The 13,580-nt window shown below is 64.2% G+C and carries 14 protein-coding genes and 1 tRNA gene; 4 read left to right on the top strand and 11 right to left on the bottom strand.

What is annotated here, in order from left to right:
• The 6 genes from B9A11_RS22040 to B9A11_RS05575 all read right to left on the bottom strand — a co-directional run.
• The coding region (locus tag B9A11_RS22040) for a MerR family transcriptional regulator (protein WP_084662788.1) at window positions 1-1,518 on the bottom strand (1,518 nt) is incomplete at its 3' end.
• Between the two features lie 10 nt (window positions 1,519-1,528).
• A complete protein-coding gene (gene ihfA, locus B9A11_RS05595; RefSeq protein WP_058246875.1) occupies window positions 1,529-1,831 on the bottom strand; it encodes an integration host factor subunit alpha in 303 nt (100 codons plus the stop codon).
• A 121-nt stretch (window positions 1,832-1,952) separates the two neighbouring features.
• Window positions 1,953-2,927 (bottom strand): beta-ketoacyl-ACP synthase III, encoded by a 975-nt coding sequence (locus tag B9A11_RS05590; RefSeq protein WP_058246876.1) that lies wholly within the window; start codon window positions 2,925-2,927, stop codon window positions 1,953-1,955.
• A 5-nt stretch (window positions 2,928-2,932) separates the two neighbouring features.
• Window positions 2,933-4,018: a phosphate acyltransferase PlsX gene (plsX, locus tag B9A11_RS05585; protein ID WP_058246877.1), complete on the bottom strand. Its 1,086-nt coding sequence runs from the start codon at window positions 4,016-4,018 to the stop codon at window positions 2,933-2,935.
• Window positions 4,019-4,039: 21 nt separating this feature from the next.
• A complete protein-coding gene (gene rpmF / locus B9A11_RS05580; protein WP_058246878.1) occupies window positions 4,040-4,246 on the bottom strand; it encodes a 50S ribosomal protein L32 in 207 nt (68 codons plus the stop codon).
• Window positions 4,247-4,397: 151 nt separating this feature from the next.
• On the bottom strand, window positions 4,398-4,967 hold the full coding sequence (locus tag B9A11_RS05575; protein ID WP_058246879.1) for a YceD family protein: 570 nt from the start codon (window positions 4,965-4,967) through the stop codon (window positions 4,398-4,400).
• A gap of 90 nt (window positions 4,968-5,057) precedes the next feature.
• On the opposite strand from B9A11_RS05575, the gene B9A11_RS05570 reads away from it, so the two are divergent.
• The 3 genes from B9A11_RS05570 to B9A11_RS05560 are packed head-to-tail and all read left to right on the top strand — an operon-like array spanning window position 5,058 to window position 8,130.
• The gene (locus tag B9A11_RS05570) at window positions 5,058-5,516 is read left to right on the top strand and encodes an outer membrane protein assembly factor BamE (RefSeq protein ID WP_058246880.1); all 459 of its coding nucleotides are present in this window, start codon (window positions 5,058-5,060) and stop codon (window positions 5,514-5,516) included.
• Between the two features lie 16 nt (window positions 5,517-5,532).
• Window positions 5,533-6,306, top strand: a complete 774-nt coding sequence (locus B9A11_RS05565) for a GNAT family N-acetyltransferase (protein ID WP_058246881.1) — start codon at window positions 5,533-5,535, stop codon at window positions 6,304-6,306.
• 9 nt (window positions 6,307-6,315) lie between these two features.
• Window positions 6,316-8,130 carry an ABC-F family ATP-binding cassette domain-containing protein gene (locus B9A11_RS05560; protein ID WP_058246882.1) on the top strand — a complete coding sequence of 605 codons (1,815 nt, stop codon included), beginning with the start codon at window positions 6,316-6,318 and terminating at the stop codon, window positions 8,128-8,130.
• Between the two features lie 3 nt (window positions 8,131-8,133).
• On the opposite strand, the gene B9A11_RS05555 is transcribed toward B9A11_RS05560, so the two are convergent.
• A complete protein-coding gene (locus B9A11_RS05555) occupies window positions 8,134-9,207 on the bottom strand; it encodes an AbrB family transcriptional regulator (RefSeq protein ID WP_058246883.1) in 1,074 nt (357 codons plus the stop codon).
• 63 nt (window positions 9,208-9,270) lie between these two features.
• Here B9A11_RS05555 and B9A11_RS05550 point away from each other — a divergent pair, with 63 nt between their 5' ends.
• On the top strand, window positions 9,271-10,374 hold the full coding sequence (locus B9A11_RS05550) for an acetoin utilization protein AcuC (RefSeq protein ID WP_058246884.1): 1,104 nt from the start codon (window positions 9,271-9,273) through the stop codon (window positions 10,372-10,374).
• Window positions 10,375-10,382: 8 nt separating this feature from the next.
• Here B9A11_RS05550 and B9A11_RS05545 read toward each other — a convergent pair.
• From B9A11_RS05545 to B9A11_RS05530, 4 genes are all read right to left on the bottom strand, one after another.
• Window positions 10,383-10,456: transfer RNA gene (locus B9A11_RS05545), tRNA-Gly, on the bottom strand.
• Window positions 10,457-10,501: 45 nt separating this feature from the next.
• Window positions 10,502-11,362 carry a tRNA glutamyl-Q(34) synthetase GluQRS gene (gluQRS, locus tag B9A11_RS05540; protein WP_058246885.1) on the bottom strand — a complete coding sequence of 287 codons (861 nt, stop codon included), beginning with the start codon at window positions 11,360-11,362 and terminating at the stop codon, window positions 10,502-10,504.
• A gap of 37 nt (window positions 11,363-11,399) precedes the next feature.
• On the bottom strand, window positions 11,400-12,749 hold the full coding sequence (gene trmFO, locus B9A11_RS05535) for a methylenetetrahydrofolate--tRNA-(uracil(54)-C(5))-methyltransferase (FADH(2)-oxidizing) TrmFO (protein WP_058246886.1): 1,350 nt from the start codon (window positions 12,747-12,749) through the stop codon (window positions 11,400-11,402).
• A 48-nt stretch (window positions 12,750-12,797) separates the two neighbouring features.
• A complete protein-coding gene (locus B9A11_RS05530; protein WP_058246887.1) occupies window positions 12,798-13,580 on the bottom strand; it encodes an enoyl-CoA hydratase in 783 nt (260 codons plus the stop codon).

The following is a 13,580-nucleotide window of genomic DNA, read 5'->3' as shown; positions in this document are numbered from 1 at the left end:
CTCAGGCTCAGGCTCAGGCTCAGGCTCAGGCTCAGGCTCAGGCTCTGCGATAGCCGCCTCTGGCTGGGTCAACTCGGGCGTGTCCTGCGGCGCATCCAGCGACACCACATGCGGATCAAGCTCGGCGCTGTCCGCCATCGGTGCTGGGTCACCAGTCTCTTCGAGATCGGACGGCGCGTCGTCGGTCAAATCTTCGGCGTCTGCCATATCTGGCGCGTCCATCAGCCCCAAGCTCGGGTCCGCTTCTGCTTCACCCACTTCGGGACCGTCGGGTTCAGCATCGTCGGGCTGCTCGGCGGCGGGGGCGGCGCCCTCGGCATCATCTACGGCCACCTCGGCCACATCCGGTGTCTCTGCGACCTCTTGGATCGGCGCGTCTTCTTGGGCGTGCGGCCAGTCTGTCGTCTCCGGTTCTGGCAAAGCGTCCTCGGCAACCTCAAAGGCGGGCTCTTCTGCGGCCTCAGCGGGCGGGTCCAAAGCCTCTTCGGTTTCGGGGGCTAACTCTGGTTCCACAGCAGGTTCTGCGGAGTCTGGCTCTGGTGCAGAGAATTCGCTTGGAAGATCAGTCCCTTCGGCCGCTTCCTGCGCCGCCGGATCGGCTGTGTCGTCCGTGGCGGCGTGGTGCTCTGCAAAGGCATCCGCTGGATCATCAAACGTCACCTCCTCGGCGGCGACATCATCCATCTCGGCTATGGGCTCTGCGGCGTCGTCCTGAGGCGCTGCGTCAAAATCGGCGGGCGATTCGCTGACGAAGACGGGCTCTTCGTCCTCATCCGTGGCAGGCTCGGCCTGCATGTCCTCTGGCGCGTCGTCTGCGTCACCGTCCGCCGTGGCAAAGATGTTATCCACCTCTTCAGGCGCATCCGGTTCGGGCGCATCCGGCGTCAGATCGACGGCGGGCGATTCGCTGGCCCCGGGAAGATCGTCCTCGGGCAGATCGTCCTCGGGCAGATCGTCAAAGGGCAGGGGAAGCGTGTCTTCGTCGGTGGGCGTTGCGACCAAGGGCGCTTCGGCCTCGGCAGGCGCGGGGTCAGGCTCAGGGTCCGCAGGCTGGGGCGCGGGCGCGTCCTCGTCCATGGGGAACATCTCGAGCGTTTCCGGCTCGGCTTCGGCGCTTTGATCGCGCGGAAAGGTCAGAACCTCGGCGGCGTGTTCTTCGACATCCTCGGCAAAGGGGGCATCCTCGAACTCGGAGACCTCGGCATAGGTGGCGGCCTCGATCAGATCACCATCGTCGCCATCCTCGACCCGTTCGGACAGGCCGGTGACATATTTGACGCCCTGCTCGCGCAGCACCTTTTGCACGCCCTTGATGGTCATCCCATCGTCGTGCAGCAACTTCTTGATTCCGCCCAACAATTCCATGTCCGCCGGGCGGTAGTAGCGACGCCCGCCCGCACGTTTGACCGGTTTGACCTGACTGAACTTGCTTTCCCAAAAGCGCAGCACATGCGCCGGTGTATCAAGCCAGTCCGCAACTTCGGAAATCGTGCGGAAGGCGTCGCGGGATTTGGACATGGGCGGCGCCTCAGCGCTTGTTGCCGTCGGCCACGCGATCCTTCATCAGATGCGAAGGGCGGAACGTCAGCACGCGGCGCGGCTCGATCGGGACCTCTTTGCCGGTCTTGGGGTTGCGGCCCACGCGGGCGGCCTTTTCCCGGACCGAAAAGGTGCCAAAGGAGGAAATCTTAACCTGTTCGCCCGCGACCAGCGCGTCGGACATGTGCGACAGCACCGCCTCGACCAGGTCGGCGCTTTCGTTGCGCGACAGACCTACTTCGCGGAAGACCGCTTCGCTCAGATCCATGCGAGTCAGTGTTTTGTCACTCATCCGTTCGTCCCCTCCGGTTTTGCTTGCAGCTTACGCGCGCCAAAACACAAGTCAATATCAATGGCTTGCAGGCAAGTGTTTAATATATCGTTAAACCGTCTTCGCGCGGCAGTTGCGCAGTTTACCAGCGCAGAACAACCGCACCCCAGGCCAGACCGCCGCCAATGGCCTCGGTGACGACCACGTCGCCCTCTTTGATCTGGCCGCGCGCCTTGCCCACCGACAGCGCCAGCGGGATCGAGGCGGCAGAGGTGTTGCCGTGGTCCTGAACGGTGACAACCACGCGGTCCATGGGCAGGCCCAGTTTCTTGGCGGTGCCTTGGATGATGCGGATGTTGGCCTGATGCGGGACAACCCAATCGATGTCCTCGCTGGCCAGACCCGCCTTGCCAAGCGCGGTGGTCGCGGTCGCCGCCAGCTTTTCAACCGCGTGGCGGAAGACGGCGTTGCCCTGCATCCGCAGGTAGCCGGTGGTCTGGGTGGACACGCCGCCGTCGACAAAGAGCAGATCCTTGAACTGGCCGTCGGAATTGAGGTCGGTGGACAGCACACCTCGATCATTGGCGGTGCCGGTTCCCTCGCGGGCCTCAAGGATCAGCGCGCCCGCACCATCACCGAACAGCACGCAGGTCGACCGGTCGGTCCAATCCATGATGCGGCTAAAGGTTTCGGCCCCGATGACCATCACCCGCTTGGCCGACCCGGCAAGGATCAGCGCGTTGGCGTTGGTCAGCGCATAGATAAAGCCCGCACAGACCGCTTGGACGTCAAAGGCAAAACCGTGCATCATGCCCAGCTCGGCCTGCACCATGGTCGCGGCAGAGGGAAAGGTCAGATCGGCGGTCGAAGTGGCCACCACGATGGCGTCCAGATCGTTGACCTCCAGCCCGGCGTCGGCCAGCGCGGCGCGCGCGGCATTGGCCGCCAGATGAGAGGTGTTCTGCCCGTCGGCGGCAAAGTGGCGGCGTTCGATCCCAGAGCGCGCGCGAATCCACTCGTCGGTGGTGTCGAGGCTGTCCTCGAATTCGGCGTTTTCCACCACGCGCTCTGGCAGGTAGTGTCCGACACCAATGACGACGGCGCGTGTAGTGCTCATGTTCGTTAGTCCTTTTGGTTCGGGGTATCCTGCGCAAGCTCGGCGGCAGACGCAACCCGTGCGGCCAGCCGATCCCCGAATCCAGAGCGTGCCAGTTCGTACGCCAGTTTTACCGCCGCCGCGATCCCGGTGGCATCCGCCGCGCCGTGGGATTTCACCACGGTGCCGTTCAGCCCAAGGAAGACGCCGCCATTGACCCGGCGCGGATCAATACGCTTTTTCAAACGCTTAAGGGAAGTCAGCGCCAAAAGCGACGCAATCCGCGACAGCGGCGAGTATGCGAACGCCTCTTTCAGCAGATCTCCAATCAGCGAGGCGGTGCCTTCGCCGGTCTTGAGCGCAATATTGCCGGTGAACCCATCGGTGACGATCACGTCGCAGGCCTTGCCGGGAATATCGCCGCCTTCGACAAAGCCGACGAAGTCATACATGCCGTCGTCCTTGCGGGCGTCGATCAGCTTCCACGCTTCGTGCAGCTCGGCGCGGCCCTTGTGTTCCTCGGTGCCGACGTTCAGCAGACCGACGCGCGGGCGCGGCAGGTCCAGCGCGTTGCGGGCATAAGAGGCACCCATCAGCGCGTATTGCAGCAGATCCTGCGCATCGGCGCGAATATCGGCGCCCACGTCCAGCATCACGTTGAACCCCTGCGGATTGCGCGAGGGCCAGAGAATCGCGATGGCGGGGCGGTCAACGCCGGGCAGCTTGCGCAGGCGGATCATCGACAGCGCCATGAGCGCGCCGGTGTTGCCGCAGGACACGGCGACCTTGGCCTCTCCGTTGCGCACCGATTCGAGCGTCGACCACATGGACGTGCCCTTGCCGTTGCGCATGACCTGAGACGGCTTGTCGGTCATGTTTACCACGTTTTCCGCATGGCGGATCTGTACGCGGTCCTGAATGCCCTTTTTGGCAACCAGCTTGGCCAACTCCGGCTCTGGCCCGTGCAGGATGAAATCCAGCTCGGGGTTCTTGGCAGCGGAATCGGCAATGCCGGCGACAACAGTCGCCGGCCCGCGGTCGCCGCCCATGGCGTCAACCGAAATCACGACTCTGCCCGAGCCTGCCGTTGTGTGATCCTTCAATGAGGTCATAACAGGCCGAGCCTAAGTCTATTAAGCTGCGTCGTCTTCCAGGTCGACGTCATTCGCCTGGGCGATGACTTCGCGCTCTGCGTAGTGACCGCAGGACGGGCAAACGTGGTGCGGGCGCTTGAGCTCCCCGCAGTTGTCGCACTCGTTCGGGTTTGCAGCGGACAGCGCGTCGTGTGCACGACGGTTGTTGCGGCGCGATTTGGAAACTTTGTTCTGCTGGACGGCCATGTCTCAACCTCTAATTAGCGTAGGGGCATTGATCTGCCCGGTGTGTCTGGTCCTGTGGCGCGTCATAGGGCACAGCCCGCAGCGGACACAAGCATCATTCTTTCATGAAGGCGCGAAAATACGCAGAAAGTCTCAAAGAGCAAGACGATTCTTAATCTTCGCCGCCGTCCTTTTGCATTTTTTCGCGCAAAGCCGCCAGTCCTGCAAAAGGTTTGGTGTCTTCGTCCTGCATCGGGGCGATTCCCTCGGCGGCAAATTGCGCGCCTTCCAGTTCGGCGCCGTCCTTGCGCGGGTAGGTGGGCATCGCCAGAGACAGCGCCTCGGCCATGACTTCGCTCAGGTCGATCACCTCGCCCAGAACGTCGGTCTGCTCGTCCTCTTCGGACATCTCGGTTTCCGAGCCCTCATCGTAGCGGTCCATGCGCTCTTCGGGGACAAAGTGGCGGATGACCTCGGTGTCAATCCGCGTGGTTACCGGCTCCAGCGTGACGATACAGGGCTGCACCACCGTCGCGCCAAGCTTGGCGGTCAGGGTAAAGCCCGCGCGCCCGCGCGGTGTCAGCACGCCGTCAAAGCGGATTTTGCGCACCGCATCCGCGCCGACATCCTGCGCCAGCGCCGCGCGCGCGGCGGCGTCCGGTTCCAGCTTGAAACGGGTGTCGCTGGTCTGGCGCAGCGAGGAGACGCGCAGGATCGTGTCGTCTTGTGAGGGTGCGGACATAGGCTAAGGCTTTCCTGTGCTTGAACGAATGGCTTTCCTTCTTTAAGGGGATTAGAGGTCCGGGAGGGCCAAGATCAAGAGGGGCATTCGATGCGCAGCATGGTGGGATTCGCAAAAGTGACGGTGGCGGCCTGTGTTTTGGCCACGCTGGGGGCTTGCACGGCGCAGTACCGCACCCATGGCTACATGCCCCCCGAGGACGAGCTGTCGATGATTGTGCCGGGTGTGGACACGCGGGCGTCGGTCGAGGATCTGATCGGTGTGCCCAATGCGGCGGGTGTGCTGAACGACTCCGGCTACTATTATATCGAAACCGATGTGCGGCAGTTCGCCTGGCAAGCGCCCGAGATCGTCGACCGCCAGATCCTGGCCATCACCTTTGACCAGGCGGGCGTCGTTGAAAACCTGACCACCTATGGTCTGGAAGACGGGCAGGTGGTGCCGCTGACGCGCCGTGTGACGCGCACCTCCGATGGGGACATCGGCTTTATCAAGAAACTTTTCGGCAATATCGGCGGGCTGAACGCGGCCGATCTGCTGGGCAACTAAGGCCGGGGCAGGCGCTTTGGGTCACGCTTGGCTGCCCGCGTCGCAGCAGGCGGCGCTGTCCTCGGGGCGCTATGCGGTGGCTTTGGCGACGGTGGACGAGGTTTTGCCGCTGCGCCGCGCGGTCTTTGCCGATCCGGGGCCGGACGCCTTTGACGGGGCCAGCACGCAGGTCGCCATTCGCGACCGGCAGACGGGGCAGGTGGTCTGCGCCTATCGCTACATGATTTTCCCGGGTGGAGAGGCTTTGGCGAAGGGCTATGCCGCGCAAGCCTATGACCTGAGCGCTTTGACGGATTTCCCCGGTCCGGTGCTGGAGCTGGGGCGGTTTTGCCTCGCGCCCGACTGCCACGATCCGCATGTTCTAAGGCTGGCTTGGGCGGTGCTGACCTGCATCGTCGATGCCGCCGGAGTGACCTTGCTGTGTGGCTGCGCCTCCTTTGCGGGGACAGACCCCGCGCCCTACAGCGCCGCGCTGGCCCGTCTGGCGCAACTGCACCTCGCGCCAAGCGCCTATGCCCCGCGCGTCAAAGCCTCGCAGACCTATGCCTATGCCCAGCACATCCAGCCACAGGACGACCCGCGCGCCGCCGCCCGCCAGATGCCGGGGCTGCTGCGGACCTACCTGTCCATGGGCGGCTGGGTGTCCGACCACGCGGTGATTGATCCTGCCATGGACACGCTGCACGTCTTTACCGGGGTGGAAATCGCCCGCATTCCGCCCGCCCGCCAACGCCTGCTGCGCGCGCTCGCGGCCACGCCCCCGCTTGACGCGGAGCAAGGAAAGCCATAGCGCTCGCGCATGGCTACGATCCCTCTTTTACAGCTCACCGATATTTCGCTCACCTTTGGCGGCAATCCCGTCTTTGACGCGCTGTCCCTGAACGTCCAGCAAGGCGACCGCGTCGCCTTGGTCGGGCGCAATGGCTCTGGCAAATCCACCTTGATGAAGGTGATGGCCGGGCTGGTCGAGGCGGACCGGGGCGAGGTCATCGTGCCCACCGGCGTGTCCGTCGGCTATATGCAGCAGGAACCGGACCTGTCGGGGTTCAAGACGCTGGGCGAATTCGCCACCTCCGAGCTGGACGCGTCCGAGATGTACCGGGTGGAGCGCGCCTCTGAGGGGTTGAAGTTCGACCCTGACCGTTTGATCGAAACCGCCTCGGGCGGGGAACGTCGCCGCGCAGCGCTGGCCAAGCTGATGGCTGAAGAGCCAGAGCTGATGCTGCTGGACGAGCCGACCAACCACCTTGATATTGAAGCGATTCAATGGCTTGAGGACGAACTGAAATCCACCCGCCGCGCCTTTGTGCTGATCTCGCACGACCGGCGCTTCCTGACTGAACTGACCCGCGCGACGCTCTGGATCGACCGGGGACAGGTGCGCCGTCAGGAACAGGGCTTTGCCGCCTTCGAGGCATGGCGCGACAAGGCGTGGGAAGAGGAAGACATCCAGCGCCACAAGCTGGACCGCAAGATCAAGGCCGAGGCACGTTGGGCGGTCGAGGGCATCAGCGCCCGCCGCAAGCGCAACCAAGGCCGGGTGCGCCGCCTGCAAGACATGCGCGCCGAGCGCGGCGCCCAGATCAAGCGGCAGGGGCAGGCGGCGATGGAGCTGTCCTCGGGGCCGAAATCTGGCCGCAAGGTGGTGGACGCCAAAGGGATCAGCCATGCCTTTGGCGACAAGGCCATTGTGCGCGGGTTTGACCTGACGATCCAGCGCGGCGACCGCGTCGCCTTTGTCGGGCCGAATGGCGTGGGCAAGACGACGCTGATCCGTATCCTGATGGGCGAGATCACCCCCGACGAGGGGACGGTGACGCTTGGCACCAACCTGCTGCCGGCGATCTTTGACCAGACGCGGGCGCAGCTGGACCCGGACGCGACGCTGTGGGACAGCCTGACCAACGATCCGGGGATGCGCGTCAGCGGCTCTAGTGACCAGGTCATGGTGCGCGGCACGCCCAAACATGTGGTCGGCTACCTCAAGGAGTTCCTGTTCGACGAACGTCAAGCCCGCGCGCCCGTGCGGTCCCTGTCGGGCGGTGAAAAGGCGCGGCTGCTGCTGGCGCGGATCATGGCCAAGGAATCGAACCTGCTGGTGCTCGACGAGCCGACCAACGATCTGGACGTGGAAACGCTCGACCTGCTCCAAGAGCTCTTGGACGATTACGACGGCACGGTGATCCTGATCTCGCACGACCGCGATTTCCTCGACCGGGTGGCGACGACCACCGTGGCGATGGAGGGGCGCGGGCAGGCGACGGTCTACGCGGGCGGCTGGTCCGACTACCAGACGCAAAAGCGCGCCGATGCGGCCCCCAAGGAGGCGGCGAAACCAAAGGCGGCCAAGGCCGAGGCGAAACCGGCAGAGAAACCGGCCTCGTCCGGACTGTCGTTTACCGAAAAGCACCGTCTAGAGGCTTTGCCCGGCGAAATCGACCGCCTCACGGCAGAGATTGCCAAGCTCGAAGAGTTCCTCGCCGCCCCGGACCTGTTCCACAAGGAACCGCTGAAGTTCAAGAAAGCCACCGATGCGCTGGTCGAACGCCAAGACGCCTTGGCCAAGGCCGAAGAGGATTGGCTCGATCTGGCCGAGCGCGCCGAAGAAGGTTAACGGCTAGGGGCGCAGCCAGCGCCCTAATAGCGACATTTCCACGACGGTCATCAGGATGCGCGCCACGTGGTGCAGGCTGACCAGCGCCGGGTTGGCCGCAAGGCTGAGCGCGACAATCGACATCTCGGCCACCCCGCCGGGGGCAAAGCTGATCAGCAGGTGCAAAAACGCGATCCCGGTCAGCTGCGTCAGCACCCAAGCCATCGCCGCGCCCACCGCCAGCATGTAGACCACCGACACCACCGCCAACCCCAGCGAATTGCGCAGCATCCGGCCCGTGACGCCTTTGAACCGCAGACCCAGCGACACGCCGATCACCAGTTGCGCCGCCGCGATCAGCCAGACCGGCAGGTGCAAATCGACCAGCCCCGTCACCGTCGCGCCGCCCGCCAGCAACAACGGCCCGGTCAGCTGCGCGGCGGGCAGTTTGACCAGCCGCCCAAGGCCCAGCCCCAGCCCTCCGGTGATCACGATCAGCGCAAGGCTCGGCAGGCTCACCGGCACGTCACCCCCCGGCAAAACCGCGCCAGAGGCAGAGCCAACCGCTTCGCCCAGCCACAGCGACAGCCCCAGCGGCAGCACGGTGATCACCACGATGATGCGCAGGAACTGCTGGGTGGTCAGCGCGCGAATATCCGCGCCGCTGGCCTCGCCCATCATGATGCTTTCCATCAGGCCGCCGGGCGTGCCCGCGTAAAAGGCCGTCGCCCGGTCATACCCGCCAAGCCATTGGAAGATGGCGAAATTTCCGGCGTGGGCGACCAGCACAAAGACGAACAAAAACCCCATGGTCAGCGGCAGCTTGCCCGCAAGGCTCAGCAAATCCGGCGTCACCTGCGTGCCGATCATCACCCCGATCAAGGTCACGAACAGCGTGCGCAGCCCCATGGGAAAGCTATACCCGTCCAGCACCGGCAGCCGCCACGGCATTAGCACCAAGGCCGCCGAAACGCTCAGCCCGCCGATCATCCACGGCAGCGGCAGCCCGAGGTGCAGCGCGCTCCATCCGCCGCCCGCCCCGATGGCGAGCAACAGGGCGGTTTTCCAGATCAAGGCAAAAGAGAGTCGGGTCAGCATAGGCCCTGCCTACGCCTGAACGCGGCGGTTCACAATCCGCTGTCGCGCGCTATTGTCGCAGGGATGCAGGACGCTTTGTTTATTGGCTCAAATATATATCGCGGCTCGATTTATGGGCCGCGCCACCCCCTGTCGATCCAGCGCGTTCCGGCGGTGACCGACCTTGCGCACGCGCTTGGCTGGCTGCCTGCGGACCGCTACCGCACCTCGCCGCGCGCCAAGTCCGCCGCCCTGCGCGCCTTTCACACCGACGCCTATTTGGCGGCCCTGCAAGCCGCCGAAGAGACGGGCGCGGTCAGTGATGCGGTGCGCGAGAGGCACGGCCTTGGGACGCTGTCGAACCCGATCTTTGGCCAGATGTTCCGCCGTCCCGCGACCGCCGCTGGGGGTGGTCTGCTGGCCGCGGAATTGGTTAAGAACGGCGGTGTCGTCTACAATCCCGGCGGCGGCACGCACCACGGTTTTCCCGATCGCGCGGCGGGGTTCTGCTTCGTGAACGAGCCGGTTCTGACGATCCTGCGGCTGCTGGATATGGGGCTGCGGCGCGTGGCCTACGTGGACATCGACGCCCATCACGGCGACGGGGTCGAGGCGGCGTTTGCCGGGTCTCAGCGCGTGCGCGTGATCTCTCTGCACGAGGCGCGGCGCTGGCCCTTTACCGGCGCGCTGGACGACACCGCAGGCGGCGCGAGCTTTAACCTGCCGGTGCCGCGCGGGCTGAACGACAGCGAGTTCGACCTGCTGTTGAACGAGGCCATCCTGCCGGCCGTTTCGGATTTTTTACCTGATGCCATATACTTGCAGGCCGGAGCGGATGCACTGCTCGAAGACCCGCTGTCCCGCCTTGCGCTGTCAAACAATGCCCATGTGGCGGCTGTGCGCGCGCTGCGTCCCTTGGCGCCTCGGCTGATCGTGTCGGGCGGTGGCGGCTACAACCCGTGGAGCACGGCGCGCGCCTGGACCGCGATCTGGGGCGCGCTGTCGGGGAAGGATTTGCACGCGCCCATGCCTTTGGCGGGGCGGCACGTGCTGGCTGGTTTGACGTGGCATCGCCGGGAAATGCCGTCTCAGGCGCTGTTGACGACGCTGATTGACGCGCCGCGCGACGGGCCTATTCGCGACGAAATCCGAATGATTTCAAAGGCTACGCAAGGTCGGCTCATGTAGGGAAGAGTTGGAGCGGGTAACGGGAATCGAACCCGTAACAAGAGCTTGGGAAGCTCGTGTGATACCTTTTCACCATACCCGCTCGGGTTCCCGTGAAATAGGCGCAACGCCCCGAGTCGTCAAGCGCTTAGCGCGCAGGCAGGCCCACCATTTCGCGAATATCCTGCGGGCTGCGGCCCTCAGCACGATAGAGCGCAATGGCACGGGCGTCGTCGCGCTTGGCCAGACGTTTGCCGTGCTCATCGCGGATCAAGCGGTGGTGGTGGTAGACGGGCGTCGGCAGACCCAGCAAGCGCTGCAAGACCACGTGGATTTGCGTCGCCTCGAACAGATCGCGTCCGCGCACCACATGGGTGATGCCCTGGGCCGCGTCATCGAGCACCACGGAGAGGTGGTATGATCCCGGAAAATCTTTTCGAGACAATACGATATCGCCCACTTTTGATGTCAGATCACAGGTGTTGATCTGCACCGTTTGGGGCGCGTCAAAGGCTCCGGTTTCCTCGAACATCAGCGGGCCATCCAGCGCCTCCAGCGCAGCGGCCATGTTCAACCGAAGGGCGGTTCCTTCTGGCGGACTGGCCTGCGTAGGCACGCGGCGGCAGGTGCCGGGATAGACCAAGCCATCGGGGCCATAGGCGGGCTCTGCGCCCTCTTGCGGGGCGGACATGGCGGCCTGAATGTCGCGCCGGGTGCAGCTGCACGGGTAGATCAGGCCGCGCGTCCACAGGTCTTGCAAGGCATCACGGTAGGCGTCCAGACGGTCCGACTGGCGCATCACGGGCGCCGGCCAGTCCAGCCCAAGCCACGCCAGATCCTCGTAAATCTGGGCTTCCCATTGCGGGCGCGAGCGGGTGGAATCGATGTCTTCGATCCGCAGCAGGAACGCGCCGCCCCGCGCCATGTCATAGGCCAGCAGCGCCGAATAGGCGTGGCCCAGATGCAAGGGGCCCGTCGGTGAAGGGGCAAATCTGGTTTTAAAGGCCATATTTCAACCCCTTACTGCGCATATCTCATACGCCGCCTTAGGCTTGGCCTTCCAGCCACGCGGTCCAATCCGCCTTGGCGCGGTCTGTGTAGGCCTTGTAGCGGTCCTTGCGGCCGCGGCGCCCGCCCTTGATCCCGCTGTTTTCCAAGGGGCGGAACAGGCCGAAATTGACGTTCATCGGCTGAAAGGTCTTTGCCTCTGCGCCGCCGGTGATGTGGTGCACCAGCGCGCCGTGGGCGGTGTCCTGCGGCACGGTTTCCAGCGGTTTGCCAAGGATCTCTGCGGCGGCCATACGCCCCGCGAGCAAGCCCATAGCGGCGCTTTCCACGTAGCCTTCGACGCCGGTGACCTGACCGGCAAAGCGGATGTTCGGCTTGGACCGCAGGCGCATCTGCGCGTCCAGCAGCGTTGGAGAGTTCAAAAAGGTGTTGCGGTGGATGCCGCCCAGACGGGCAAAGGACGCATCTTGCAAACCGGGAATCATTTTGAAAACAGCGGTTTGCGCACCGTACTTCATCTTGGTCTGAAAGCCGACGATATTGTAGAGCGTCCCCAGGGAGTTGTCCCGGCGCAGCTGCACCACGGCATAGGCCTTTTCCTCGGGGTTGTGCGGGTTGGTCAGGCCGACGGGCTTCATCGGGCCGTGGCGCAGGGTCTCGCGGCCACGCTCGGCCATGACCTCGATCGGCAGGCAACCGTCGAAATAGGTCGCGGTCTCGCCTTCGTGGAACTCGGTCTTGTCGGCGGCCAGAAGCGCGTCGATAAAGGCCTCGTACTGCGCCTTGTTCATGGGGCAGTTGATGTAGGCCTTTTGCTCTTCCTCGGTTTCGCCCTTGTCATAGCGCGATTGCAGCCACGCGACGTTCATGTCGATGCTTTCGGCGTAGACGATGGGCGCGATGGCGTCGAAAAACGCCAGACGATCGGCGCCGGTTTCCGCCTGAATGGCCTTGCCGAGGTTTTCCGAGGTCAGCGGCCCGGTGGCGAAAATCCAATTCCCTTCATCGGGCAACGTGTCGATTTCTTCGAATGAAATCTGGATGTTATCATGCGATGTTAAAGCATCGGTGACGCTTCGCGCAAAAGGATCGCGGTCCACGGCCAGCGCGCCACCCGCAGGCAGGCGGTGCTGATGCGCGGTGGTCATGATGAGCGAGCCCGCCTGCATCATTTCCCAATGCAAGAGGCCCACGGCGTTTTGTTCATGATCGTCCGACCGGAAGGAGTTGGAGCAAACCATTTCCCCAAAGTTTCCAGTACGATGCGCGAAGGTCTTTACCTGCGGACGCATCTCGTGCAGGACGACCTGCACCCCCATGTTGGCGGCCTGCCAGGCGGCCTCGGACCCGGCCATGCCGCCGCCGACGATATGTAGCTTGTGTGTCATGGCTGCGATTTAGGCCAAGGCGCGCCCTATGCCAAGCAAAACCGCAGCTCACGCCCAGTCTGGCTTGCGCTTTTCCAGAAAGGCGGTGATGCCTTCGTTGGTGTCGCGCCAAAGCATGTTTTCCACCATGTTCGCGCCGGTCAGGGTGTAGGCCTCGTCCAGCGGCAGGGTAAGTTGGTCGTAAAAGGCGGACTTGCCGATTTTCACGGCAGCGCCCAGTTTCGAGGCCACGCTTTCAGCCAGCTCTTGCGTGCTGGCCTCAAGACGCTCCGCCGGGACAATACGGTTGATCAGGCCCAGCCGCTCGGCGTCCTCAGCGTCGATAAAGCCGCCGGTGGTGAGCATCTCGAAAGCCTTCTTGCGCGGGATCGCGCGGGACAGCGCCACCATGGGAGTCGAGCAGAACAGCCCGATGTTCACCCCGTTGACGCCAAAGCGCGTGCCCTCGGCGGCCACCGCCATATCGCAGGAGGCCACCATCTGACAGCCCGCCGCCGTAGCGATGCCGTGGACCTGCGCGATCACCGGCTGGGGCAGGCGGGTTAGCCCCGCCATGACCGAGGCGCAGCGGTTAAACAGATCGGCGAAATAGGCCTTGCCGCCGTCCTCGGCCTGCCGCCCGGCCTGCATCTGTTTCAGATCGTGCCCGGCGCAAAATGCCTTTCCCGCGCCAGAGATCACCACAACCCGCGTCGCCTGATCATCGGCCAAGGCGTCGATCTGTGCTTGAAAGGCGGCCAGCATCTCGTCCGACAGGGCGTTCAGTCGCTCGGGCGCGTTCATGTGCAGATAGGCGACGCCATTTGTGTCGCGACGTTCCAACAGTTCCAT

The organism is Tropicibacter naphthalenivorans (assembly GCF_900176475.1).
Lineage (GTDB): Bacteria > Pseudomonadota > Alphaproteobacteria > Rhodobacterales > Rhodobacteraceae > Tropicibacter > Tropicibacter naphthalenivorans.
The sequence above is the reverse complement of the archived record's forward strand: the minus strand, read 5'-3'. Positions and strand labels throughout refer to the sequence as shown.